Origin of the sequence: Rhodohalobacter sp. 8-1 (genome assembly GCF_038150125.1) — a bacterium.
Lineage (GTDB): Bacteria > Bacteroidota > Rhodothermia > Balneolales > Balneolaceae > SW132.
Genome location: NZ_JBBVMF010000019.1, coordinates 18,321 through 43,959, shown reverse-complemented (window position 1 = coordinate 43,959; position 25,639 = coordinate 18,321). Strand labels below are relative to the sequence as shown.

The 25,639-nt window shown below is 45.7% G+C and carries 17 protein-coding genes; 7 read left to right on the top strand and 10 right to left on the bottom strand.

Annotated elements, in window-relative coordinates:
* The first annotated feature begins 314 nt into the window (after window positions 1–314).
* The 4 genes from AABW11_RS16100 to AABW11_RS16085 all read left to right on the top strand — a co-directional run bounded on the left by AABW11_RS16100 (window position 315) and on the right by AABW11_RS16085 (window position 9,901).
* On the top strand, window positions 315–1,541 hold the full coding sequence (locus AABW11_RS16100; protein ID WP_340106158.1) for a 6-bladed beta-propeller: 1,227 nt from the start codon (window positions 315–317) through the stop codon (window positions 1,539–1,541).
* Between the two features lie 681 nt (window positions 1,542–2,222).
* Complete coding sequence (locus AABW11_RS16095; RefSeq protein ID WP_340106157.1) at window positions 2,223–3,506, top strand: efflux RND transporter periplasmic adaptor subunit; 1,284 nt, start codon at window positions 2,223–2,225, stop codon at window positions 3,504–3,506.
* A 4-nt stretch (window positions 3,507–3,510) separates the two neighbouring features.
* Window positions 3,511–6,777: an efflux RND transporter permease subunit gene (locus tag AABW11_RS16090; RefSeq protein ID WP_340106155.1), complete on the top strand. Its 3,267-nt coding sequence runs from the start codon at window positions 3,511–3,513 to the stop codon at window positions 6,775–6,777.
* A gap of 10 nt (window positions 6,778–6,787) precedes the next feature.
* On the top strand, window positions 6,788–9,901 hold the full coding sequence (locus AABW11_RS16085) for an efflux RND transporter permease subunit (protein WP_340106153.1): 3,114 nt from the start codon (window positions 6,788–6,790) through the stop codon (window positions 9,899–9,901).
* Between the two features lie 374 nt (window positions 9,902–10,275).
* Here AABW11_RS16085 and AABW11_RS16080 read toward each other — a convergent pair whose 3' ends face one another.
* The 3 genes from AABW11_RS16080 to AABW11_RS16070 form a co-directional block, all read right to left on the bottom strand.
* Window positions 10,276–11,067, bottom strand: a complete 792-nt coding sequence (locus AABW11_RS16080; RefSeq protein ID WP_340106152.1) for a hypothetical protein — start codon at window positions 11,065–11,067, stop codon at window positions 10,276–10,278.
* Window positions 11,068–11,202: 135 nt separating this feature from the next.
* Window positions 11,203–11,715: an OsmC family protein gene (locus AABW11_RS16075; protein ID WP_340106151.1), complete on the bottom strand. Its 513-nt coding sequence runs from the start codon at window positions 11,713–11,715 to the stop codon at window positions 11,203–11,205.
* Between the two features lie 116 nt (window positions 11,716–11,831).
* Entirely contained in the window at window positions 11,832–12,344 is a 513-nt protein-coding gene (locus tag AABW11_RS16070) for a phosphoglycerate mutase family protein (protein ID WP_340106150.1), read from the bottom strand.
* 89 nt (window positions 12,345–12,433) lie between these two features.
* Here AABW11_RS16070 and AABW11_RS16065 point away from each other — a divergent pair, with 89 nt between their 5' ends.
* A complete protein-coding gene (locus AABW11_RS16065; protein WP_340106149.1) occupies window positions 12,434–13,315 on the top strand; it encodes a glycerophosphodiester phosphodiesterase family protein in 882 nt (293 codons plus the stop codon).
* A gap of 439 nt (window positions 13,316–13,754) precedes the next feature.
* Here AABW11_RS16065 and AABW11_RS16060 read toward each other — a convergent pair whose 3' ends face one another.
* From AABW11_RS16060 to AABW11_RS16050, 3 genes are read right to left on the bottom strand one after another with little or no spacing between them, the layout of a single operon-like run.
* A complete protein-coding gene (locus tag AABW11_RS16060) occupies window positions 13,755–14,117 on the bottom strand; it encodes a GntR family transcriptional regulator (RefSeq protein ID WP_340106148.1) in 363 nt (120 codons plus the stop codon).
* Complete coding sequence (locus tag AABW11_RS16055) at window positions 14,117–14,908, bottom strand: hypothetical protein (RefSeq protein WP_340106147.1); 792 nt, start codon at window positions 14,906–14,908, stop codon at window positions 14,117–14,119. Before AABW11_RS16055 ends, AABW11_RS16060 begins: the two co-directional genes overlap by 1 nt.
* A complete protein-coding gene (locus AABW11_RS16050; RefSeq protein WP_340106146.1) occupies window positions 14,905–15,756 on the bottom strand; it encodes an ABC transporter ATP-binding protein in 852 nt (283 codons plus the stop codon). The genes AABW11_RS16055 and AABW11_RS16050 overlap by 4 nt, the downstream gene beginning before the upstream one ends.
* A 500-nt stretch (window positions 15,757–16,256) precedes the next feature.
* Between AABW11_RS16050 and AABW11_RS16045 the strand changes: the two genes are divergently transcribed.
* Window positions 16,257–16,985, top strand: coding sequence for a hypothetical protein (locus AABW11_RS16045; protein ID WP_340106145.1), 729 nt, complete (start codon window positions 16,257–16,259; stop codon window positions 16,983–16,985).
* 984 nt (window positions 16,986–17,969) lie between these two features.
* The gene (locus AABW11_RS16040; RefSeq protein ID WP_340106144.1) at window positions 17,970–19,190 is read left to right on the top strand and encodes a ScyD/ScyE family protein; all 1,221 of its coding nucleotides are present in this window, start codon (window positions 17,970–17,972) and stop codon (window positions 19,188–19,190) included.
* A gap of 360 nt (window positions 19,191–19,550) precedes the next feature.
* Here AABW11_RS16040 and AABW11_RS16035 read toward each other — a convergent pair whose 3' ends face one another.
* The 4 genes from AABW11_RS16035 to AABW11_RS16020 form a co-directional block, all read right to left on the bottom strand.
* On the bottom strand, window positions 19,551–22,181 hold the full coding sequence (locus AABW11_RS16035) for a TonB-dependent receptor (protein ID WP_340106143.1): 2,631 nt from the start codon (window positions 22,179–22,181) through the stop codon (window positions 19,551–19,553).
* A gap of 35 nt (window positions 22,182–22,216) precedes the next feature.
* Window positions 22,217–23,221 carry a FecR family protein gene (locus AABW11_RS16030; protein ID WP_340106142.1) on the bottom strand — a complete coding sequence of 335 codons (1,005 nt, stop codon included), beginning with the start codon at window positions 23,219–23,221 and terminating at the stop codon, window positions 22,217–22,219.
* 2 nt (window positions 23,222–23,223) lie between these two features.
* Entirely contained in the window at window positions 23,224–24,864 is a 1,641-nt protein-coding gene (locus tag AABW11_RS16025) for a DUF5666 domain-containing protein (protein ID WP_340106141.1), read from the bottom strand.
* A gap of 81 nt (window positions 24,865–24,945) precedes the next feature.
* Window positions 24,946–25,569, bottom strand: coding sequence for an RNA polymerase sigma factor (locus tag AABW11_RS16020; protein ID WP_340106140.1), 624 nt, complete (start codon window positions 25,567–25,569; stop codon window positions 24,946–24,948).
* Between the last annotated feature and the right edge of the window lie 70 nt (window positions 25,570–25,639).

Below are 25,639 nucleotides of genomic sequence, written 5' to 3'. Positions count from 1 at the left end.
TGAGTATTGAGAAATGAGCAAGTGTCGCAGATTTGGACAACATGCCAACCTGGACATTTCCTTAGGAATTCTGCAGATGATCCGGGATCTCCCAATTTTTTGAGATTTGAGATGTCGAAATGTGAGATATGTACCATGAACCGGACGCTTCAAGGAGCTCACTCCGTTCTCACGCTTGGAGGTCCTGGGTTCGGAGCCCTGAACCTTGCGCCTTGCACCCTGAACCAACAATCTTACTCTTTAAGAGTATTGAAAAAACCAAATCAAGCCGTTCGGATACACTAAGTCAACACTAAAAAACAGAAGAGGAAAACATGAGAAAACCCTGTTTCATTGTAACCTGTTGCAGCATGTTAGTCATAACCATAATCCTTACATCTTGTACCGAAAGCACGTCCGAAAGGCCCATAGATTTACCGGCAGGCCTGGATGAAATTGAAAATCTTACCATTTATCCATCCGGTATGGAAGCGAAAGCTGATATACGGTTCGAGCGCGAACGCTCATTCGGCGACACTCCTGAACTAACGTTTGGCGGACTGGGTGGATTTGATGTTGATCGTTCAGGGAGAGTTTACATCAACGATCATCAACAAAACACGCTCAATATATTTGAATCTGATGGATCATATCTTGCATCAATTGGCAGAAGCGGAAATGGGCCTGGTGAGTATACATTTGGCCCCTTTCCGGTTATAAAATCTGATCAACTATTCTTAATGGATGGGATGAAAGCAAGGGCGAATCTCCATACTACTGACGATTTCGAGTTGATACACACAATCAACTTAAATCCAACAAATAAAGGTAGTTTTGATGAACTTGCTGATGCACAAATGAATCAAACCTTAATTATTAATGAGAAGAGATTCTTGATTAGAATGACCAGATTTATAAGGACTTTTGCGGATAAAGCTGGTGAACTCAAAGATGACAGACTGATTTTCTTTTACACGATGGGAGATGATGGTAGACTTATCAAACCAATCACGGAGCCTGTACCAATGTATGAAATTACAGGGAAAGCGCCGGAGGACTTTCAATTTCAAGGGCCTTATTCCCGGGCATCACCGAGGCCTCAGATATTTACAAAACCTATAGTCACTGTATCCGAGGATGGATATATCTACTCAGCGCTGTCAGATCAATTATTGATCAAAAAGTACAACTCTGAAGGGGATTACTTAAGTGCTTTTTACCATCCGTTTAATCATTTGGAGATGACTAAGGAGGATGCAATCAATTCTCAGGGTACATCTTTTCTTGCTGATTTAGTCAGTCAAAATGAGGTACCCGATACCTGGCCGGCAATGGATAACATGCTTGTAGATGTTGAGGGCCGACTTTGGATTGCGACTATTGTTGATGATTTATCTGTATTTGAATGGTGGGTTCTTGAAGAGACCGGCGAGCTAATAACTAAATTTGAATGGCCCCGGGGTGAGCCGATTGTGACAATTAAAAACGGCAAGATGTATACGCGTGAGACGGATGAGGAGACAGGAATACGGCGAGTGGTGCGTTATGGGTTTGAGATTTGAGCAACCTGCAAGAGTGCGAACGCAGAGAGCTCCTGGCAGAGTTGCGGGTTTTTAGTCCTGAGTCCTGAGTCCTGAGTCCTGAGCCGCGGGCCTAAATTAGAAGTCATCCCGGACTCGATCCGGGATCTCCAATTTTATTGAGATATTAGATTTAATGTGTGAGATATGAGTCCATAGCCTCGCACCACACGGACCCACCCCTGAAGGTCCGCTGTACGCGGCTGCTTCTGTCCCCTCTTGGGATGGGAGTTCGATTGGGGCGAAATTGGTAAGTTTACAAATGAACAATCGAAAATCTTAAGTATCGCTACATTAATTTGGACTTTGACAATTTTGAACCAACTTTTAAACGAATAAACGAATAAACGAATAAACGAATAAACGAATAAACGAATCACCAACACCGGACGCTTCAAGGAGCTCACTCCGTTCGCACGCTTAGAGGTCCTGTATGTAGGTGCCCTGAACCCTGAACCCTGCGCGGTAGCTACTCTCAAATGAATTGCAACAGGGGTAAAAATTTATGAAGCTTCCGTGAGCCCCTATCTTGTAAAAGCTTATAAAAAACCTGCAAAATTGGGTAATCAGAAATTAAATGATGTAACAATGGTGTTGATCACACGATAGAAGTCCCTACATTTTTAATCACATACTCATTCACAGCAACGCATTATCAATCCATTGAAAAAAATAGCAATACTTAGTGCCATAGCATTCATCACAGCTACTATAATGACCGGCTGCGGTTTCGACACAGAAGAAGAAAATAACGGCCGCGGATTCGGTCAGAGAGGAGGCCAGGCAACCAGCGTGGAGGTACTGAACGTTCAGGAGTCGTCAATATCAGATCAAATCCGATCATTTGGCACCATCAGATCACAGGCAGTTGTTGACCTCAACCCACAGGTCAGCAATCGAGTGACTGAAATTTACGCTGACTTGGGCGATACGGTTAGTGCAGGAGAGCGGTTAGCTAAAATTTATGAACTTCCCTTTCGCGATGCATACGAGCAGGCACAGGCACAAATGAGGCAAAGCCGGGTAGCCTTCGTGCGAGACAGCATTCAGTACAACCGCCAGCAGCAGCTCTTTGAGTCCGGCGCCATCAGTAATCTTGAATTTGATCAGGCACGTGCTACCTATAATACGGCACGCGCACAGTTGGAAGCGTCTGAGGCTTCACTGACCAACACCCGTGAAGATCTTGAAAATACAGTGCTCAGAAGCCCGGTAAACGGTGTTATTTTAAGCCGTGAAATCGATGAGGGGGACGTTGCCACAACCGGTACCGTTGCCTTTACAATTGCTAATCTCGTGGGATATGAAACCCGTCTGTTTCTGCCAATGGACGATTGGGATGCCGTTTCTGTTGGTTTGCCCGTAGATCTGCAAATGAGTAACACTCGTGAATCCATTGCAAGAGGCGTGGTTTCACGAATCAGCCCTCAGCTTAATGCTGAAACGGGTCTCGGCGAAGTTGTTGTGAGTCTTGTTGATGTGACACCCCGAGTAAGACAAGGCGTACTTGCCGAATCCCGGATTACGCTAGAAACAAGAGAGAATACGGTTGTGATCCCGAGAACGGCAATGATTGAAAACGTAGAAACGTACATAGAGCCTGAGACAAATACAGTTGAGCTTCGCAGAAACTACTCAGTTTTTGTTGCCCAGGGTGATACAATTGCCGTGCGACAGAACTTAACACTCGGCCTTGAACAAGGAGAGCGTGTTGAAATTCTGGAAGGGCTTGAGGAAGGGCAAAACATCATTGTTACCGGGCAGTCGGGCCTTCAGGATGGAGCGCGAATTCGTGTTGCCGGCCAGGAATCACCATCACCCGGTCGCGGCGGCACAATTGATGTGATGGAGCCGGCTGAGGGAGCAGGCAGTGGTGATAATGCCGGAGCAGAATCCGGACAGGGAAGCGGCAGTAACTCAGGTGCAGAATCAACCGGTAGCAACTAATACAATGAAGAATCTCTCAAAAATTGCAGTTAACCGCCCGGTCACATCTTTGATGATCAGCCTTATCCTGATCGGATTTGGGCTGTTTGGCCTGTCTAATCTGAGGCTGAATCTCTATCCCGATGTGTCCTTTCCAACCATTACAGTATACACAACTTACGAAGGTGTAGCCCCGGAAGATATGGAGACGCTGATCACACGGCCGATTGAAGAATCAGTGGGTAGTATTTCGGGTATTGAACGTGTCCGCTCTATTTCCAGCCAGGGGTCCTCGGTCGTGAGGCTGAATTTCAGCTGGGGAACCGATCTCTTTTTTGCAGAAACGGAAGTGCGGAAACGTCTCGATCAAATTCGCAGAGGCTTGCCCCAGGATGCCGAACAGCCCGTCGTGTTTTCTTATGATCCTAATGATGAACCGATCATTGTCCTTACGCTAACATCAGATACAAGAAGTCCGCGGGAGCTTCGAACGGTTTCAACGCAGCAGCTTGAACAGCGGCTTGAACGAATTCCCGGTGTTGCCTCAGCTGCAACTGCAGGTGGTTTGACCCGGCAAATTAACGTACAGCTCAGCAATGCACAGATGCGGATGTACGATATTGATATTGGAGCGGTTGCAAGTCGACTTCGTCAAGAAAATGTACAGGTGCCGGCCGGTGAACTGTCTGAAGGGGAAACATCGTATTCCTTGCGGACGATCGGCGAATTTACAAATGTGGAAGAGATACGAAACAGTATTGCGGCCGTGAAAGATGGAAATCCCGTGTATCTCAAAGATATAGCAACCGTTGAAGACGGCATATCACAGCCGATTGGAAATGTTCGTGTCCAGGGAAATGACGGCGTGATTATCAATGTATACAAACAGAGCGATAGCAATATTGTGACGGCAGCGGGCGGTGTGACGGCCTCACTTGACGACCTGAGAACGATTTTGCCGGCTGGCGTAGAACTCAATATTCTTACCAACCGCGCCGACTTTATTGAGATGTCCATCAGCAATCTGGTCATTACAGCAATCCAGGCCATCGTTCTCGTGATGCTGATGCTGCTGGTGTTTCTTCGCAGTGGCCGGTCGTCTCTGATTGTAGCCATTTCCATCCCGGTATCAATTATCACCACGTTCAGTATTATGAGCTGGGCTGATGTCAGCCTGAATATAATATCGCTGTCAGGATTAACTCTTGCCGTGGGGTTGGTGGTGGATAATGCAGTAGTCGTGTTGGAAAATATTTTCAGGTTTAAGGAAGATGGCGCTGACGGGCCGAGCTCGTCTGTAAATGGTGCCCAGGAAGTATCTACGCCTATTATCGTCAGTACGCTTACAACACTTGTGGTCTTTCTTCCGGTGCTTTTCGTACCCGGAATTGCAGGGTTGCTATTCAGAGATCTCGCCCTAACGATATCGTTTGCATTGATTGTATCGGTACTGGTGGCTCTTACCATCATACCGGTAATGAGCTCCAAACTGTTTCAGAAAGATCTTGAAGAACCGGATGACCGATCAACCTTTAAAAAACTGGTCGATTGGAGCCGTCGATCCGTTAGAAATATATTTCTGTCAATACCGGTCTATTTGGTTGTCATTCCGCTTTATCCATTGATTTTCATTTTTGGATGGCTGAATGAAAAAGTTTCACATCTATTCTCAAATCATGTGGAGCCTTTTTTAACACGTCAGCTCGACCGGCTGGAAAAATCCTACAACAAGGCAGTGAGTAAATCACTCGAAAAAAGCGGGCTGGTGGTCGTTTCATCTTTTATTCTGCTGATAGCCTCGTTGCCCATCTACATGTTACTTGGCGGCGAGTTCTTTCCCGAAGTAGATGAGAATAAAATTGTTTTGGAGGTTCAGCGTGAGCCGGGTGTTAATTTATTTGAGCTTCAGCGAACGATCGTCCAGATGGAAAATGTGATCAGAAATGAGGTTCCTGAAGCCCGCCTGATTGTATCAGACTACGGCGACAAAACCGGGATTGAAGGTGCCGATAATCCAGGTGGAAATCAGGGTGTTGTTCGCGTGGAGCTGGTACCGGTGGATGAGCGGGAGCGAGGGCAGTTTGAAATTACCTCATCGCTTCTTGAATCTATGCAGGCTATTCCCGGGGCCAATATTAAAGAAGTAAGAGAAGATCCGCTGAGCCCCGATGGCGAAACCGGTTTGATTGTTCAAATTTACGGGTATGATCCTGATGTTAGGCAGAAATTGGCTTCTTATGCCACGAATGGCCTGCGTGAAACGGAGGGGATTGCAAGCGTTTTCAGTACTGCCGATCAGGGACGCCCGGAGCTCAGGATTGAGATGGATCGCGAGCGTATCTCGCGGGCAGGCCTGAATACCTCCCAGGTAGCAACGGCCGTCAGTAATGCTGTCCGGGGCGATGTGGCAACAACATTCGTAGATCAGGGAGTAGAATTTGAGGTGCTGGTACAGCTAAGCCCCAGGGACAGGTCGGCTTCTGATGAACTGGAAGAAATACAGATTCAGACGGCCGCCGGCACATGGATGCCGCTGGATAACCTGGCGCGTATTGAACGGTTTACCGGTCCGTCGAGCATACTTCGCATCAACCAGGAACGGATGCTTGAAATAGAAGCTGACCTTGCCGGGCTTGATCTTCAAACCGCAACTGAGCGGGCTCGCAGCGTACTCGACGAGATTAACTGGCCTGAAGGATACAGGTACGAAGTGGCCGGCTCGGCGGAGGATCAAAGAGAATCATTCCAGTATCTGCTCATCGCATTCCTGATTGCCGGTATTCTTACCTATATGGTAATGGCTTCTCAGTTTGAAAGCCTTGTGGAACCGCTGATTATTATCGTCACTATTCCGCTTGCGCTTACAGGAGTACTGCTGATGTTATGGATTACATCAACCCCGGTGAGCGTTACAGCCATGGTTGGCCTGGTTCTTCTGACCGGTATTGTGGTGAACAACGGGATCGTAATGATTGACTACATTAAAATACTCCAGGCTCGCGGGCATGAGCGGCTGGATGCAATTGCAAATGGGGCAACACGCAGATTGCGGCCAATCCTGATGACCGCACTCACTACAATCCTGGCGATGGTTCCGCTGGCGCTGCAGATCGGAGCAGGGTCTGAAACGTGGAGCCCGATGGCCCGAACCGTTATTGGCGGGCTGACTATGAGTACCTTTTTGATGCTTTTTGCGGTTCCATGCATGTATTATATCGTTAACAGCTGGGTTGAAGGATTCGGATTCAACGCTGTCCACAAAGAAGATCCCCTGAAAAACCAAGATTCGTAACCCCATCGCTATGAAAAAAATCACGCTTACCGAAAAAATTCTGAAACGCCCGGTCACGGTGTTCATGATGTCACTGATTGTGATTGGGTTCGGACTGTTCGCACTTGCCAACCTTAAAGTGACGCTGATGCCTGCATTCAACATCCCAGTGCTGGCGGTATCGGTGAACTATCAGAATGTAAACCCGGAGGATATGTCCCGCCTGGTAGTGGAACCTATCGAAGGTGCGATTATGGGCGTGGAGGGGATCGAGTCACTCGAGTCAAATGTGCGGCAGGGAGGAGCGTTTATTATTCTCAGGATGGATCCTAACAGCAATATTCAGCAGTCGGAAATGAAAATCCGGGAGGCAATGGACCGCATCAGGCAGCAGCTGCCGGCAGAGGCCAATGAGCCCGTCATTTTTCAGTTTGATCCGGACAGGTCCCCCATTATTGAGCTCAGTATTGAATCTCGGTCAATGGGCCTCGACGAACTGCGCCAGCTTTCGATTGATTTTGTTGAACCCAGGCTTGAGCGAATTCCGGGTGTTGCCGCGGCCGATACACAAGGTGGGCTTGAGCGAAACTTTTTTGTGACGCTTGATCCTGATGCACTTGCCCGCAGCCGCGTACTACCTAATGAAGTAGTCAGTGCAATTCAAAGCAATAATGTCAACCGGCCTATCGGCTCGCTGGTGTCTGACCGGGTGAGTTATAGCATCCGTGCAGAAGCCATTTATAAATCGATTGATGAAATACGCTCAACCGTTATCAAAATAAGTGAGAGCGGGGTGCCCATCCGTGTTTCTGATGTAGCTACTGTAGAGAATACGTACGCCGATATTGAATCTCTTGAAGAGGTAAACGGTCAAAACAGCGTAAAGATTGAAATCCAGAAGCAGTCGGATGCCAATACGCTTGATGTTGCCAAGGCAGTTCTGGATCAGATGGAAAGCTTTCGAAGCAGTCTTCCGGGCGGGGTAAATATGCAGGTATTGAGTAATGAAGGCGAGTTTATCCAGGATTCGGTTTCTAACTTGTCGCAGTCGGCACTCATCGCACTCGTCGTGGTTATCTTGATTTTGCTGCTGTTTATGGGAGGATGGCGAATCGCGTTTGTTGTTGCTATGAGTATTCCCGTATCGCTGACCGCCACGTTTGCTGCAATGTATTTTTTGGATATCAGCCTCAACATAATTTCCATAACCGGCCTTGCACTTGCCATTGGATTGCTTGTTGATAACTCTATTGTGGTATCGGAAAGCATCGCCAACAAGCTTGAAAGCGGCCAGAAAAGAATGCAGGCGGCTCTTGAGGGCACAAATGAAGTGACCGGTGCACTTTTGGGATCGACATTGACAACCCTGGCTGTTTTTGTACCGATCCTCGCTGTAAGCGGGGTTACGGGAACAGTGACACGTGATCTCGCTCTTACGATTTCCATTGCTATCACGAGTTCATTTATTGCGTCCATTATACTGATACCGGTGCTTGCCTCACTCATTCTGAAGCGTGAAGAGTTCAATCGGAAAAGCATGATGTTTAAGGCAATTAATGCCCTGGAACAAAACTACGGCAGAATACTGATCTGGATCCTGGATAAAAAATGGACGGTATTGGTATTTGTTGTGGGTATCATTTTAGGATCAGTATATTTGTTTACGGCCATTCCATCCGAATTTTTCCCCGAAAATGACAGCGGTGAATATAGAGTCAGAGTCACGTTTCCCGCCGGGAATGAACTCTATAATACGGCTACTGAACTAAGAGAGTATACAGACCGGCTTCTGGAACTGGAAGAGGTTCAGACAGTAATCACGAGTATTGGCCGGCAGCGCTGGAGCCGTGAGTCGAATCTTGGTGAAATGAAAGTTCTGTTGACGGACCAATCGGAACGAACCCGTACGACTCAGGATATGGTAGCTCTGACCCAGGAAATGCTCGATTCACCTGAGGTTGATCTTGAGGTAGAAGCGAGCGGGGGGGGCGGCATACCCACCGGCCGGGGCTGGGGCGGAAGCGGCATACGTCTTACGCTAATCGGGCCGGATGTCGAAACATTGCAGGAATACTCCGTCCGAATAGAAGACCGGCTTACAGAAGAGGAAAACGTCACATCAGTAACCACAAACCGAAACCGCCCGACACCGGAGTTGCACTACGTATTAGACCGTCAGCGAATTAGCCGCATAGGTGTTTCAGCTGGTGAGGTGGCAAACGCTTTTGGAACGCAGGCCCGCGGATCAAGGGCAGGATTTTTCAGAGAGGAAGGCCGGGAGATTCCCATCCAGGTTCGAAATGACCGAGACCGGTTTCAAAATAGAGAAGACCTGTTTGCTCTCGATGTTCTTCAAACAGATGATGTTCGAATCCCGATTTTAGCAGTGGGTGACTTTCAGCTTCACCAGGGGCTGAGCCGGATTTCAAGAAGAGATCGTGAAGTGTATATTGATCTGACGGTTAATGTGAGGGGAAACGCAAATGAATACAAGGAGAACATACAGTCGATACTTACCGAAGAAATCGTGCTGCCTGATGGATTCAGGTACGATTTTACAGGCTCCACGTCTGATATTGACCAGAGCCAGACTGAAATGATGTTTGCATTTCTTTTTTCTCTGCTGCTCACCTATATGGTGATGGCTTCCCTCTTTGAAAACCTCAGAGACCCGTTTATTATCATGATGACAGTGCCGCTTGCGTTTTTCGGATCGCTCGTCTTTCTGTTTATCACAGGGACACCGCTAAGTGTTCCGGCCTACATTGGAATTGTGATCCTGGTTGGAATTGTGGTAAACAACGGTATTGTGCTCGTGGATTACATTCATTTCTATACCGGGAAAACAGCAAGTACGGAGCGCGCATATCTTGTTGCGTTCCTGCAGGCATGTAAGCGCAGAATGCGGCCGATATTGCTTACCGCTTTAACCACAATTTTTTCCATGATACCGTTGGCATTAGAAATTGGCGCCGGTTCCGCAACATGGAGTCCGCTTGCGCGATCAGTCATCGGCGGACTGACGTTTGCCACCATACTTACACTCTTTGTGATACCCGCCATTGTCGTCGGAATCTCTGAAGATCGCTATGAAATGGTTAAGAGCAGTATCGGTGAATTTGATAAGATGAAAGCGAGTAAATAAGCAACTTTCAAGAGTCCGTCAGGTCCTGGAAGAGTTGCGGTGTTAAGTTAGGGAACGTGTGCGATTGACCGATTGAAGGAAATGGTGGCGACTCTGCCAGGAGACTCACTGTCGTTCGCCACTCTTGCAGGTCGCTATTCAGCAACCTTCAAGAGTCCGCAAGGTCCGGAAGAGTTGCGGTGTCGGGGTAGGAACTATTGATTGATTGTTTTTTTGAAGAAATGGTGGCGACTCTGCCAGGAGACTCGCTATCGCTCGCCACTCTTGCAGGTCGCTGAGCCAGCAACCTTCAAGAGTCCGTTAGGTCCTGGAAGAGTTGAGGTGTTGGAGCTGATTAGTTGAGCAACACCTGTATATAGATTTAAGCTAAAGGCTTACTCCAAATAAAACTCATCGCCCAACATAAGCTTGAACTCATGGTGGGCTTCTATATAATTTTTGACCCCACCAAATCTATTCAGCAACTCACCTGTTTCAGTAAAAGGATGATTGTTTGAAAGTATGTGTTGATATGATGAATATGGATATTCTGAATAATTATCTGTAATCCTATGATGAATTGGGTTGCGATGGATATAACATACAATGTGAAGAAAATGAACCTCATCCATTATTTTCTTTCTCTTGAATGAACCCTCAATCAATGTTCCGCTTCTGTTGGTTTTTAGATTAATATTTTTTGTGTAGCTATTAAAGAGGTGGCTAAGCTGCTGAGAAACTTTGTAGGGTTTTGGTGAGTTGTAATGATCACCATAAAAAGAATTTTCAGGAAAATTCGATTTTACGTCATTAAATGTCTGAATCTGCTCCTCAATCGTTCTTACCCGCAGGAGTAAATGGAAATGGTTTTTGAGTAAACACCACGCAAATGATTCGGAAGAGACATGTAGATAATAGAAATATTTGTTAATGAATAAGTGATGATCGTGGGCAGTAAAGAATATTGAAGCTTTGCCAGCTCCTCTGTTATATATGTGATAAAAGTTCCCCTCTTCAAGTGGTTCCATTTTTTTTCTCTCTCTTTTATTTTTTCTTGTTGATGAAAAGTAGTGTGCAGAAACCTTATTTACAATTTCAAAATTTTTCTGGCCTGGGGACGCTGCAAAACGAGGCGACTCTGCCAGGAGACTCGCTGTCGCTCGCCACTCTTGCAGGTCGCTATTCATCAACCTTCAAGAGTCCGTCAGGTCCTGGAAGAGTTGCGGTGTTAGGGGGGGTAGAAATTTGTGATGGATCAGTTGAAGGAAATGGTGGCGACTCTGCCAGGAGACTCACTGTCGTTCGTCACTCTTGCAGGTCGCTTAGCCCACAACCTCATGCTTCGTAACTAACCCAGGCTTAGTATTCAGCGTCTGAAACACCACGCAGTAGCGCTCGGTTAATTTGATGAGAGATGCAATCTGTTCTTCGCTGGCATTAGTATCGAGATGAAATGTAAGCCGGATCTCTTTAAACCCAACAGGCGCTTCTTTGTCAACGCCAAGCGTGCCGCGGAAATCAAGATCGCCTTCTGCGCGGATTTCGGTGTTGCTGCCAAGGTCGACTTCGATAGCAGTTGCTACGGCATTGAGGGTTACACCGGCGCAGGCAACCAGTGCATCAAGGAGCATGTCACCTGAGCATGCCGCCATGCCGTCGCCACCAGTGGCCGGGTGTAGTCCCGCTTCGACCATTGCTTTACCGGTATCAACTTTACACGTGACTCCGTCACCAATTTTTCCGATTGATGAAAGCGTAACAATTGCTTCTTCCGGATTTTCCTTGTACTTAGATTTTAGAGGGGATTGCAGTTCACGAAGCTTTTCTGAGTTCATGCGCTTTTCTTTGTGTAGATCTTCGATTTAAAATTGAATGGCCTAAAGATAGTGTCCTTGAGTGGAAATACTTAACTCAATGTATGCTTTAAATTGCAGATTTGATGAGTTTCTGTTTAATATCTGAGGTGTAAAAGCTGCGGTGAATCTGAATCAGTTATTGTAACAATCAGCAGGTTACCATAATCAGATTCATCAAACATTTTTTGGAAGTAAGGCCGGCCCAGCAGTGCATTTGTAAATTCGGGGGTTGTATTTGAATGGCCTGATATCAAGACAACGTCTCCACGATGTTGGTCAATCCAAGAGGCAGCTGTCTCTTCAGGATTTTCATAATCATAAAACTGTATTTCGAGCTCATTCATATCGGCTATTTGCTGAATGGTGCTGGTTGTTCTCTGTAAGTTTGTAGAGTATACAGCATCAATGTCTGTTTCACTAAGCATATGCGCCAGCAACTCCGCACGTTCAATCCCATCAGGTGACAGCCCAGGATCACGGCTGTCGCTTGTCTTTTCAGCATGGCGAACCAAAATAAATGTTGTGATATCGTTGTCCTGAAAGGCGATAAGGTGAGATTGAGCCAGAAGAAGCGGGAACAGGGTAATAAAAAAAAGTAAAATTCTCATTTTAAAGGAAATGTTAAACTTTTGGGGAACGCAGTATGCGTAAATGAATTTACCACTGTTTTCACTACATTTCCGTGAAATATGATCATATGAAAAGACTTACACTTCTCTGTCTGTTAATTGTATTAGGTTCAGCTTGCTCATTGGACGAACCTTCCTTTGAGTACGATCTCCAGGGGCATCGCGGAGCGCGCGGACTTCTCCCCGAAAACACAATACCAGGATTTTTACGAGCTGTGGAAGAAGGTGTAGATACAGTGGAACTTGATGTCGTTGTTACAAGCGACCGCCAGGTAGTCGTGTCACATGAGCCCTGGTTTAATCATACCATCACATCAAGAGCTGATGGCAGCCCCGTTACTCAAGAGGTAGAACGAAGCCTTAACATTTTTGAAATGACCTTTGAAGAGACTCAGCTCTATGATGTGGGGCGACGGGGTAACTCTAATTTTCCGGATCAGCAGGCAATGGATGTGACTAAGCCACTACTTGCAGAAGCTATTTTGGCTGTTGAGACGTATGTTTATGAACAGAATTATCCACCTGTGAGATACAATATTGAAACCAAAAGCCAGCCCGACTGGTACGGCGTATACAGTCCGCTGCCAAATGAGTTTGCGCAGCTTCTTTACGACCAGTTGGTAGATCTTGATATATTAGATCGCACCATAGTACAGTCGTTTGATCCATTAACTCTAATTGCAATGCGTCAGCTTGATCCTGACGTCACACTCGCCATGCTGGTTTACGACGAATCTCAGTCGGTAGAGTTAATGACGGAAATTCTTGGGTTTACCCCTGATATCTGGAGCCCGAGTTATGATCTTGTAACACCGCTCCTGGTCGATAAAACAGATCGGTTAGGCATGAAACTAATTCCATGGACCGTAAATGACAGGGATGAGATGATCCGCCTGCTCGAGCTAGGCGTGGACGGAATCATTACGGACTATCCGAACCGGGCGCCATAGATTGATTAGTTGATTAGTTTTTTGTTGATTTGTGAATTGGTTATTCGGGGGCATAAGTAAGCAATGAGTCGTAAGGGATACGTATAAATCCCATCTTGCCCCGGAGGGATCCCTAACTATGGCAAGAGGGGACAGAATTGAGAAAGCGTGCGAAGCAAGTCTTTCGAAAATCAGGGGTGTGTTTCGCAGGCATTTATAGAAGCTGAAGCCATAGCATACCTCTCGACCTTTCCAACAAACCTCTCGGTTTGATAATCTGCGTACAGCAGTCTTCAAATCCATTTCTCCTCTCCAGAGTAGATTTGATAGGGATGGTCAGTATAATGCATTCATTGAATAAAAAGGACAGGAAAAACTATTCAACATGCTTTTTTAGAAGCCTGTTGCTGTTAGTTAAACTCTTATCTTATAACTATTAATTTGTACTTCCTGCTTATAATCATTCCCCATAATGCTCTTCATACAAGTCCTCCAGTTCACCACATGTAAATCCAAGCTGCTTCATATCTCTAAACAGCACCGGCAGCTTATATTCGATAAACTCCTCGCGTTTCAGATCAATAACCTTGTCATAGGCGTCATCAGCCACAAAGTAACCAACGCCGCGCTGGTTATAGAGGACGTCTTTTTCCTGAAGATAATGAAACGCCCGTATGGCCGTATTGGGGTTTACTTCAAGCTGGACAGCAACATCCCGAACAGATGGAATCCGTTCGTCAGGCGTCCATTTTCTGTTCAGAATCTGACTGCAAAAATGGTCGACAATCTGGAGATAAATAGGCCTGTTTTCTGAGAAATCCATTACGCCACCTGTCTGTTTTTGAGACGAAAGTAGCTGAAGGTTAGAAATAGTAACGTGAGCGGCAGAACATATAGTAATTGAAGGAACAGTTTTTTAAATATGCCGCTACTTTCAAAAGATGCGAATGGATAAACTGACCAGCTAAACATTACCGGACCGGCAAAATTTGAAATAATATTTGATAGAATAATCATGAGTATACCCATGAACACAAAAAAGAGAAAAATTGAGAAGGCAGTTTTTAAGAAGTTTTTCCCTTTGAAGTAGGCTGCCCCAAGTAAAAATATGCTGTTAAAGACAAGGTAGACAAGTACAACATTATTCAGGTAGATCTTGGTCAAATCGTATAAGTTCTGAAACTCTCCGTCAAACAATAGATTGCCTGTGAGCGACATGACTAAAATTAGTAATGAAAGTCCCAGAAATGCAACGAGTGTGTAAAGAACGTAAGAGATCACCCAGCCGGAAAACAACTTTTCTCCGGTTTTGGCAGGCAGGGTGAGAAATTGCGCAGCAGACCCGGGCGACTGAAGTTCGCTGAAGATCGAAGCGGTGAGTACGTAGCCACCGATCTGGTAAATCACGGTGCCGAATGCAAGAACGATCGTACTATTTTCCTGCAGCGTTTGTTGCGACCCAAAAACTCCCATCAGAATCCAAAAAGCGTATAGTCCGATAAGTGTGCCTCCAATTCCAAAGGCATACTCTTTTTTGTTGATTACAAGCAATCGATAAGTAACCCATTTGAATCGTTCGAATGAAAAGCCGTTTGTCATCGGTAATGATTTCATACTGATACAGTTTTAAATTCTTCTTGAATATTGTTGGTTTGGCTGATGATAGCGTTAAACAGTAGCTCCATATCCAATTCTTCGGATGCGTGCTCATTGACAGCTCCGGCTCTGAATACAGCATGAACGCTACCCAGAGCCTCCTCTCCGTAGATGTAGTCAGTTTCAGAATCGGCCGGTATTTTTTTGAAGGACAAGTTCTTCTGAATGGCATCAAGGCCGTGATTGAAGACGATTTCCCCGTTTTTGATAACCGAAACCTGGTCGATCATCGCACCGAGATCCCGAACCTGGTGAGTTGAAATGACGATGCACCGGTTTGAGTAATCAAGTGATGCCACAATCCGGCGAAACTGACTTTTTGCCGGGATGTCGAGGCCGTTTGTGGGTTCGTCCATTAGAAGCACGCGGGTATTCGTAGCCAGGGCGAACGCAATAAGGAATTTTTTGCGCTGACCGTATGAGAGTTCCTGAAGCTTGGATGTGATATCAACCTTGAATTCATCAATCACAGACTCAAACAGGGCCTCATCAAATGTCGGATAAAAAGGGGCGTGAATCTCTGTGTATTGTGTGCCGGTCATAGAAGGCAGGTCGAACTGCTCGGGAATCAGGAAAAGATCACTCAGCATTTGTGGCGACCGTTCACGTGCTGTAACTCCATTAACAGTACACTCGCCTTCTGCCGGAAAAAGCATACCCGTTATATGATTTAGAAGCGTGGTTTTACCTGCGCCATTCAATCCGAACAGCCCGTAAATTTTACTGGTCTCCATCTGGAGAGAAAGGTCTTTAAAGAGTGGTTTATTCTTTTTGAAAGCAAACGAAAGGTTTTTTATGGATATCATCTGTTCGTTATAAGTTTATGTGATTACTGTCATTTATCTGAGATATATATTTATTTGTTCTACTGTATGAGTATACTAATACAGTAATGTGAATACAAATCATATTTAAGATAACGTAGGTCGTACGTCCCCGTTCGACATGGCTGGAAACGGATTGGGATTGATACGAAATCCATAGGGTCACGGGCTTCAGCAAAAATTCAATTCGTAACCTGTTAATTGCCCGTTTTCGAATAATCGAAGCAGGAGCTTCGATTTACGTAAGTCGAACGTCCCTGTTCGACAGGCCCGAAAGTCAGAAAAAGACTGATAATTAAACATTGGTCCGCCGTATGAAATCAGGCCCTGTGGCTCAGAATTGATGTATAAGAAGAAACAAAGCAATCGAAGCAGGAGCTTCGATATACGTATCAAAAAAAATAGAAACCCGTTAGGGGGACACCTTCATCTCATCTGTATTACTACCACAAACGGAATTTCAATAATCAACAGCCAAACTCATGAAAAATCCATTAGTAACGCAGTTAGTGATCATTTTATTCGCATCCTTCGCAGCTTTGGGTTGTAATATCATAAATCCCGAATCAGATTCCGGGCGATCCGAAGTTCAGGTTCAGATGCAAATAAATACCGGTTCAACATCTACCGCTGGACAGTTAATGGCATCACAGAAGCTAATGAGCTATGAAATTCAGGAAGTAAAACTCTATATCGATGAAATGGAACTTGAGAGTGTTTCAGATGACTCTCTGGATTTTGAAGAGGAGGGTTTCATTGTGAATCTTCCGCTTGATGGCTCACCTATAAATATTTCTGCACAGAATATCCTGCCGGGACTCTACGATGAGTTTGAACTTGAAGTGGAGCGACCGGATGACGAGGAAGATACCGCTACCTTGAGTGATCCCGATTTCCGAGACGGTGACAGAACCTATTCGGTTGTGGTAAAAGGACTTTACCAGGGAGAGGAATTTACCTTTAAATCATGGGAAGATTTTGAAATTGAAATGGAGCTGAATCCGCCGCTCGATGTGTCTGAATCTGAAAGTACAGATCTTGTTATAAACATCGACATCAACAGCTGGTTCAAGGACCCAAGCGGAAATGATCTTGATCCAAATGTCAGCAACAACTTCGAGCAAATAAATGAGAACATTGAAAACTCATTTGAAGGTTTCGAGGAAGAGGATGATGATGAAGATGACGACGATGATGATGAAGATGACTAAAAAATTGTCCAATACCCCAAAGCAATAGTAATGAAAACCCGCCGGTTGGTAGCCGGTGGGTTTTTTACGTACCTCGGCTCGCTGAGCCGAGAGGGAAATTTGTCTTCAACGGATTTAGTTTTTTCTACCACTGAGTGAATAGTATCGGGTCTTTACACAGGAATCAGGATTTATTCAAAGCTTAGAGGTAGCGGGTCATCGACGTCGCTCTACGTACCTCGGCTCGCTGAGCCGAGAGGGAAATTTGTCTTCAGCGGATTTAGTATGTTTTTCTACCACTGAGTGAATAGTGACAATTCTTTACAAAGGAATCAGGATTTATTCAAAGCTCAGAGGAAGCGGGTCAGCGACGCCGCTCTACGTACCTTGGCTCGCTGAGCCGAGAGGGAAAGTTGTTTTCAACGGATTTAGTGTGTTTTTCTACCACTGAGTGAATAGTGATGGGTCTTTACAAAGGAATCAGGATTTATTCAAAGCTTAGAGGTAGCGGGTCAGCGACGCCGCTCTACGTACCTCGCCTCGCTGAGCCGAGCTGGCAAGATCACATCAATGGCAGACATAATAGTGCTGAATTAAAACATTTTGCTAAAGCCCCTTTCCCTGTGGAGTGTTTTTTCCGCCAGCCGGCGGATAGGGAGAGGCCGGGAGAGGGATGGAAAATTCTCATCAATCTCATTAACAGTATAGTACCTTCAACAGCACATTATTAGGCTGCTAATCTATATGGATATATTCATTTCTAAGTATCTGAAAGTGTTCAAAAATTAATTAACAAATGTGTCTGAATTGATTTTTTATGATATTGTTTCTATTTAAACATTAACGTAATAATGTATTGCTCTGCAACAATTTGCAGTGGGTGAAGGAATATGTTATTTATTCAATATGCCATTATATACAGTGAGTAAAAACTCTGGCAAAATAAATATCAGAGAGCATGCTTAGAGAGCAATACATCTAAAAATCAAATAAACAAGGAGATATATGAAACCGTTAAATTTGCAGAAAACTGTTTATAGTTGTGGTTATCTAAAAAACAAGGGAGCTTGGTTACTATTTGCCGCCTGCTTCTTATTATCAATTACGGCGTGCAGTGATCAAAGCATTACAACACCGGAAACAGCATCCTCTAATGATGAGCTGATCTCTTCAAATGAGATTAGCCCTCACTCTATTCTTGGAAGTAACACGTCCGGCAAATTAACAAGTCTCAATAAAAAACGTCCAAATCCGGGACAGAATAACGGGGGAGGGTTTACAAGTCCGCTCTTTGGTTTGGCAACGGCACCAAATGGAGACATTCTTGTTGCCGATGCGGGTGCCGGTATCGCAACGAAAGATGGATTCACCGACATCCCGCTACCGGGAATTTCAGGTATAAGTCCAATCGGACGTGGCTCACTGTGGGCCATAAAAGGACTGACAGAAGCTCCTGGCGATGATACCGGCCAGGCACTGTACAGAGCTACAAAAGGCAAAAACAGAGTGATTGCCGATCTTTTTGCATTTGAAGAGACATTCAATCCGGACGGTGCAGAGCTGATAGACTCCAATCCCTTTGATGTTCAATCGCTTGGAGGAGATGCTGCCCTTGTAGTGGATGCCGGCGGAAACGATCTGCTAAGGATTGATAATCAGGGAAACATTGAAGTGGTCGCCGTATTTCCCAATGAGCTGGTTTCCACAGCAAATATTAAGAATCTGTTAAACTGTCTTCCTGAACCGGAAGACGGGTTATGTACTCTTCCAGATATGATACCTGCACAAGCGGTACCGACCAGTGTAGCAATAGGGCCTGACGGCTACTATTACGTAGGTGAACTGAAAGGATTTCCTGCACCGACTGGTGCTTCAAATATTTGGAAAATAGCGCCTGATGCCTCGGGAGCAATGTGTGGATCGAGTCCGAAATGTGAGAAAGTTTTCGACGGTGGATTCACCTCAATTATAGATCTCGCATTTGATTCTGAAGGGAATCTGCATGTTGCTGAACTTGATGAACAGAGTTGGTTTGCAGTAGAGATATTAAATCCAGAGGATCTTGGAGGGACAATTAATTCCTGTGATCTGAGTGTAAAATCATGCACAGAGGTGGCTAAAGGCATTCCAATTCTTACCGCAATAACCTTTGGCAATGATGGTGCATTGTGGGCTACTCAAAATGCATTGATACCGAGACTCGCTGAGGTTTTTGAAGTCAAATAAGTAACAATAGAGCACATTATATAGGTACGGTCTCTTATAAAATAGAGGCCGTACCTAATCTAATTCTGAATCTCTCCGAAAAGGCTATTTTTGGGGCTTATTATTGAGGAAATGTAGTTTGGGTTAACAATAAAAATTCTCTTTTCTTTGACTCTTATAATGAAAAAGGTGTGACTTTCTAAGCAGATTTACAGACTCAAGTCACTCATTATACCGTGGTTAGATAAAATATCTGAATAACAAAATCTTCATCTTTTCTGCTATTAAATCTTGATAGGAAGGATCCCGAGACTGCACTTAAATGAGAGTAATAGTGTATGGGCAGAAATACATAAATAAAGCAATCGCAACACCTTATGACTAAAACGAGTACTGCACTTTAAATGATGGCTGAAACCCAAGATCCAGGACATCAACAGGTACCTGGGCCAGGCGGGGGATGGTCCGGGTTTCGTCAAAGTTTAAATCGTAAGTGCGGTACCATACGTTTTCGCGGTCGAGCAGGTTAAAAACGGAGAAACTTACATCAAGCGACGATTCATCCGCAAACCGATGGCCGTAGGAGAGGGTTGCATCCAACCGATGGTATGCATCAAGCCGCTGCCGGTTGTCGCTGCCAAATGTAGCAAGCGCATTGGGAGCTCCGCTCATCGATACCCACGAGAGGTATAGCTGAAGGCCTTTTGAAAGTTGCGTCTCGAGTACGGCATTGTACGAGTGTGTGCGATCCCAGTCGGCGTAAAACGATTCTCCATCAAGCAAAAAGGGATTCGTGTAAGATATCTCCGACCAGGTGTAGGTCTGAGACAGAGTAAAGCGGCTCAGCCGGTTGCGTAAAATCAGTTCGAGTCCCTGCGCATCGCCATCATTTTGATAAAACCAGGGCGTGCCTGAAAAGGTGTTGGACAGCGTTTGGGTGTTCAGCTCATGAAAGCGCACGTTTTCGTACTCTTTCCGGTAGATGTCTGCGCGAAGGTAAAACAGCGGATCAGGTGCAAACTGAATACCGGCCGTGAGCTGCCGAGCCGAAGCAGGCGCCTGATCTTCGGTTGAAAGAATCCAAACGTCGGCTGACGTGCTGTTTTGAATGGATACTTTGTGGAGGAATTGATAAGTAACGGAATACCCGGCGGTAAGAGTAACTGCATCAAATAGCGAATATGATGCTCGTAATCGTGGAGCAAACCGGAATTTGGCATCCGGGCTGTAATAGTACATCCGGCTTCCGGCGTCCAGCTCAAGTCCGCTGAACGGCTGCCAGCTTGTTTGGAGATATCCATCAGCAAGAATGGCATTTGTAGTGGATGTGTAGGAGGGACGATCGAACGACGCTTCACTATATTCACCGATGTAATAACGTAGTGACCCTCCACCAATCACCGAAAGACCGAGGCGTTTCCATTCCAGTTCTTGTTTAAGTTTGAACTCGTTCATCACGCTGCGGTTTTGAAATGGGTAGGTAAATACTGCAATATCCTCGTTAGTTGATGAGTTTGTGATTCGGGAATAGACAAAATCATCTTTTTCGAAATCCGTCTCGTAAGCGCTCACGCCAGCAAATGAGGTGCTGTACAAGCGGTCGCTCCATTCGTTTTCATATCTAATGCTTAGCAGTGCATTTCCCCATGTGTTGGAGGTGGTGACCTCTTCAAACGTAAACTCACGACCGGACCCTGCGAGCCTCGTCCTTCGATCCGCTTTCTGTGATATATCGTTGCCGCCAAAATACCCGCTAAGGATAAATCGTCCTGCAGACGCCGTTTCGGTATATACTTTTGTGTGAAGGTCTACAAAGCGCGCTGATGAGTCGCCGGGACGCAGCACAAGATCTGTGAAATCGGCTTCATCACCCGCCACCCGCCGGGGCCGGTTGATGTCGAGTCCCCATTGAATTAAGTCTGAATTATTTAACCAGTTCACCAAATTAAGATACGATGTGCGAGCCGAGATCAGCCAGCTGCTTCGGTTGCCAAGCGGCCCCTCAAGCGTTCCGTTTACGCTGGTATTGCTGATTCCAGCCGTACCGCGATACGAACTTCTCGACCCGGTGCGGGTAATCAGGTTCAGGCTGCCGCCGGTGGGGGTATCAATATTTGCAGGCGTAACGCCATAATAGAAACCGGACGATTGAACCGCATCTGCATTAAAACTGTCGAGGAGTCCGTAAATGTGACTCTGGTTAAAAATGCTCATGCCGTCGAGCAGTACAAGAAAACCATCGGGCGTACTGCCGCGAATATTCATTCCGTCGTTTAAAGCTGTGCCATTTGTTACGGCGGGATGAGCATGAAGTGCGCGAATTGAATTTGATTCACCGAGCGGGCTGAATCGTCCTGCATCAATCATGCCGCTCAGGAGCGTATCGGCTGGATTAAATCCATAGAATCCCGAAATAATGATTTCATTTGCCTGAACAGCCTGCGGTGTAAGCCGGACAGTCAGATCATCAAACCTTCGGGTATTTGACATATCCAGGGTGACATCACGGCTATCGTAGCCAATAAAAGAGGCAGTGAGTGTGATTTCTCCGGATTTAAACTCCCGGGTAACGTCAAACCGTCCGGCTTGGTTGGCCGCAACTCCTGTAATCTCTCCGTTACTTTTCCAGATTATCGTGGCGTGTGGCAGGCGCTCACCGGTGGAGGCATCCACAACCTGCCCTGTCAGCCTGGCAACAGCCGGCTCGAAGTCTCTGGAGATTTGTTTTGTAATAAGTACCTGCTGTCGGCCATGATCAACCGAAACCGCGAGATCATAGTCGCGGAGCAACGATTTGAGATCATCAAATATCGCTTCTTCAGTGCTCTCAAATGTCACAGAAATACCTGCCACCAGCGATTCACGAAACAGGAAAAAGTAGTCGGTTTCCTCCTGAATCTCTTCAAATGCAGATTTCAGGGGCGTATCACTGAACGTGAAATTAGCGTACGCCACCACCGGTACAAATACAAGAAAAAGAACAGTCACAAAGCTGCAAAATAGTGATCTCAAAATGGAGGTTTTTCCTATAGTCGTTTTGATGTCTGTTAGTTGGCGTCTTGTCTGAATTCGTACACGTTATCATCGGTCTGTACAAACGAGCCGCCGAGTACAGTACCAAGATCGCTAAGGCTTTGTTCCGCACTGTCGAGCTGGATAGTTCCTCCAAGTGATTCATTTTCAACTGATTCCGGAGCGTTTATTTGAATACCGAAGTGATACTCCAGTTCATCAAAAATTGACCCGGCCTGTCGGTCTCTGAACGTGAGGCGATTTTGTGTCCAGCTCGTTATGAGGTCTGCTTCGAAGGTAAACGGCTGTCGCAACTGCATATCCTGGTCAATTTCTGAAGCTTGTCCCGGCTCAAGGCTGACCGACTCGGCTCCGTCTTTGGTCTCAAATCGTACGCTTCCTTCCAGCAGAAATACTTTCGCGGTTTGATTGCGTTCGGCGATGTTAAACCGTGTGCCGGTGACAATTACCCGGCCGGAGCCCGCTTCCACGGAAAAGGGTTTATCAGGCAGAGAAACCACATCGAAGAGGGCTTCACCCGAAAGTGCGTAAGCGCGCCGACCCTCATCAGCCGGAAGTTTGTAAAGTGATGAATTAGGGCGAAGTGTCACGGTGCTTCCATCCGCCAGTTCTACAGTTTGAACGGTTGATCCGGCTTCAGCCATTTGGACCGGTCCGGGCTCACTGAATTGCTGTATAAGCAGTAAAGACGAGAACGCAATCAGGATAATTGCAGCAGCTGCTTTCAGCCATGTCTTGCGAGACCGAATGGGTATAATCGTTGCCTTATTGTCGTTTTGACTCGCGGAATCGTTGTCCCCGATCGTATCTATGATGGCGTCCCAGGAAGACTCTTTACCCCGCACGGGAATGTCTCGTTTTTCATTTTGATCTGCATCCCGAGCATTTAGTAAAGCTTTATAGAGTGGATCATTAATTTCGGACGATTCTTGTCGGTTTTCGAGAATATTGCCATAAGCTTCTGATAATTGTTTATCGGGGTCGTTCTCATTATTCCGTGAAATCTTTGATCTATTCATAATTAATCCTCCTCACCATCGTCATCGCCATCTCCGTTATCATCATCATCACTATTACCATCGCTATCATCCTCATCAAAACTGACCTGAACGGCAATCCAGGTTTCACCTGATGCCCCCAGATAATATTCGCCGTCAGCCTCAATCGACAGCCCATTTTCAATAGCTATCTGAACATCAGAAATTGTGCTGAAGTCACCTTCAATCACGGTTTCCGGCGTTAACATCACATCTCTGCCATTATCTAATGAAAAAGAATTAGCAACACTGTCAGCTGCGGTTACAATCGCTTCGAATTCTTCAAACTCCATTTTGAAATCGACTTCAGCAATAAGCCTGTTTCCGGAACCGGGATCTATCGTAAAGTCTCCGTCAGCTAAAACCGGCAGGCCACTCTCTACTGCATTGGCTACGTCCTGAAGAGAACTTAGGCCGTCATTAAACTCGATGTCGCTGTCATTCGTAATGAACAGCTGATCCCCATTAGAAAGGGTGAATGAGTTATCTGCTTCATTGACGGAGACTACGAGGTCTTCAAATTCATTAGATTCTTCCTCAAACTCTACCGTCGTAGCTATCCAAAGGTTCACATTTTCATAGGGGTGAAAATAGTCCCCTTCAGCAATAATACGGCGATTATTGCTGATGGCTGCTGCAACATCTTCCAGGGTTTGATACTCCCCGTCGTCTATTTCTGTCTGGTTATCAATTTGTATTCGCTGGCCGTTGGCAATGGTGAAGATCCGTTCGTCAAGATTCAATTCTATGATTCTGCCTTCAAATTCATCTTCATCAAAGACTTTACCGTCATCCAGCCGAAGCCGAATCGGTTCAATTTGCTCACGAAAATTAAGAAGGGCCGTACCGTCGCCGTTCAGCTCAATCGTGCCGTTCACAATCTTGGTGTTACCGGATTGACTATCCATGTCACGCACTGTGGATTCATAGCTCAAGGCTCCGTTTACCCCGTTTCTGAAATTTCGGTTGGCCAGCACTACGGACTTATCGATGCGAACATCCAGGTAGTTCATGTCCAGGATATACTCGCGCTGAATCTGGTCGCCGGAATTCATTGTGCTTGAAAAAACACCCTCGCCGGAGTGAAACCCATCAAGCGTTAGCGTTTCAGAGTTATCTGTGAGGCCGGACATAATGATGCGGTCTGTTCGGCTGAATACCGAATTCTTAGAAGCGGTTGTGATGGAACCGCTCTGCTCTGAATTGAAATCTACTGCTTCAATCCGGTTAGAATTCTGATCGGGAAATTCAATGAAGTTTTCGTCATTGTCGTAGAAAATATAGGTGAGGGAAACATTCGTTTCTGAATTCAAAAGCGGCGTTTCGCGACGAACCGTGTAGCTGACCTGGTGTTCGCCGGACTCTGCATCATACGAATGGCTGTAGTTCTCCTGATTTCTGAAACTCCCTGCTGATAACAGCGAAGGGCCAGTGATAAGGCCGAATGATGTGGGCACGGCAAATGCTTCTGAGAAAGTTGAAAGCATTCCACGCTGGTTTTCAGATATAGATTCTCCGATAATCTGCCCGGCAAGTTGCGTTTCTTCGTCTGTTATAGGAGCAGAGGTGTTTTCAAATCCATCAATAGAGCACGCACTCAGGATGAGCAAACCCGAAATAGCCAATATGTAAGTAAATCTGTTCAAAATGCGGTATCAAAAAATGTGATTGTTTACTTGTAATACAGCTGAGTCATCTACTGACCCCTAGTCATTTTTCGGAATAAATTTTGATAAAATCTCCTCGTCATATTTTTCAGACAGAAACGCTCGAAGATCCTTAAATGCCAGCGTCATATGGTTTTCCACGGTTTTAACGCTCACATCCATCGCTTCTGCCGTTTCCTTATACGTATACTCATTCATAAAACACGATTCAAACACAAGACCGCGTTTTTCGGGCATATTCCTGATCGCCTGCTTCACAATCCGGAGAAGCTCCCTGTAGTTTACATCGGTTTCCGGGGTATGAGTCGCAGAATCGTCATCTGGCTGATCGTCATCATTAAACTTTGAGTGGTAATCAACATGATTCAGCATCCGGGAGTAGGCAATCTGGAAAAGGTAAGCGCGCAATGATTTGGTTTCGTCAATGCCGTCGCGCTTCTCCCATATCATGACGAACGCTTTTTGAACCAGATCCTCAGCTTCATCATGGCTCATTCCGCGGCTCACCATAAAGCGGTATAGCCCGTCGTAGTGCTCGTCATAAAATGTTTTAAATGCCTGATGGTCACCATTACGAATAGCAACCGACAGCTCTGACGGGTCGATGCCGTTGTATTTCGCAAATGCGAGTAATAGGATTAAAAATTCGGCAGACAGGATCATTCGCTTTGATTCAGCAGTGGTTCCGGATAAATAACGTCATAATGATCTGTATTAATTTTTAATTCACCAA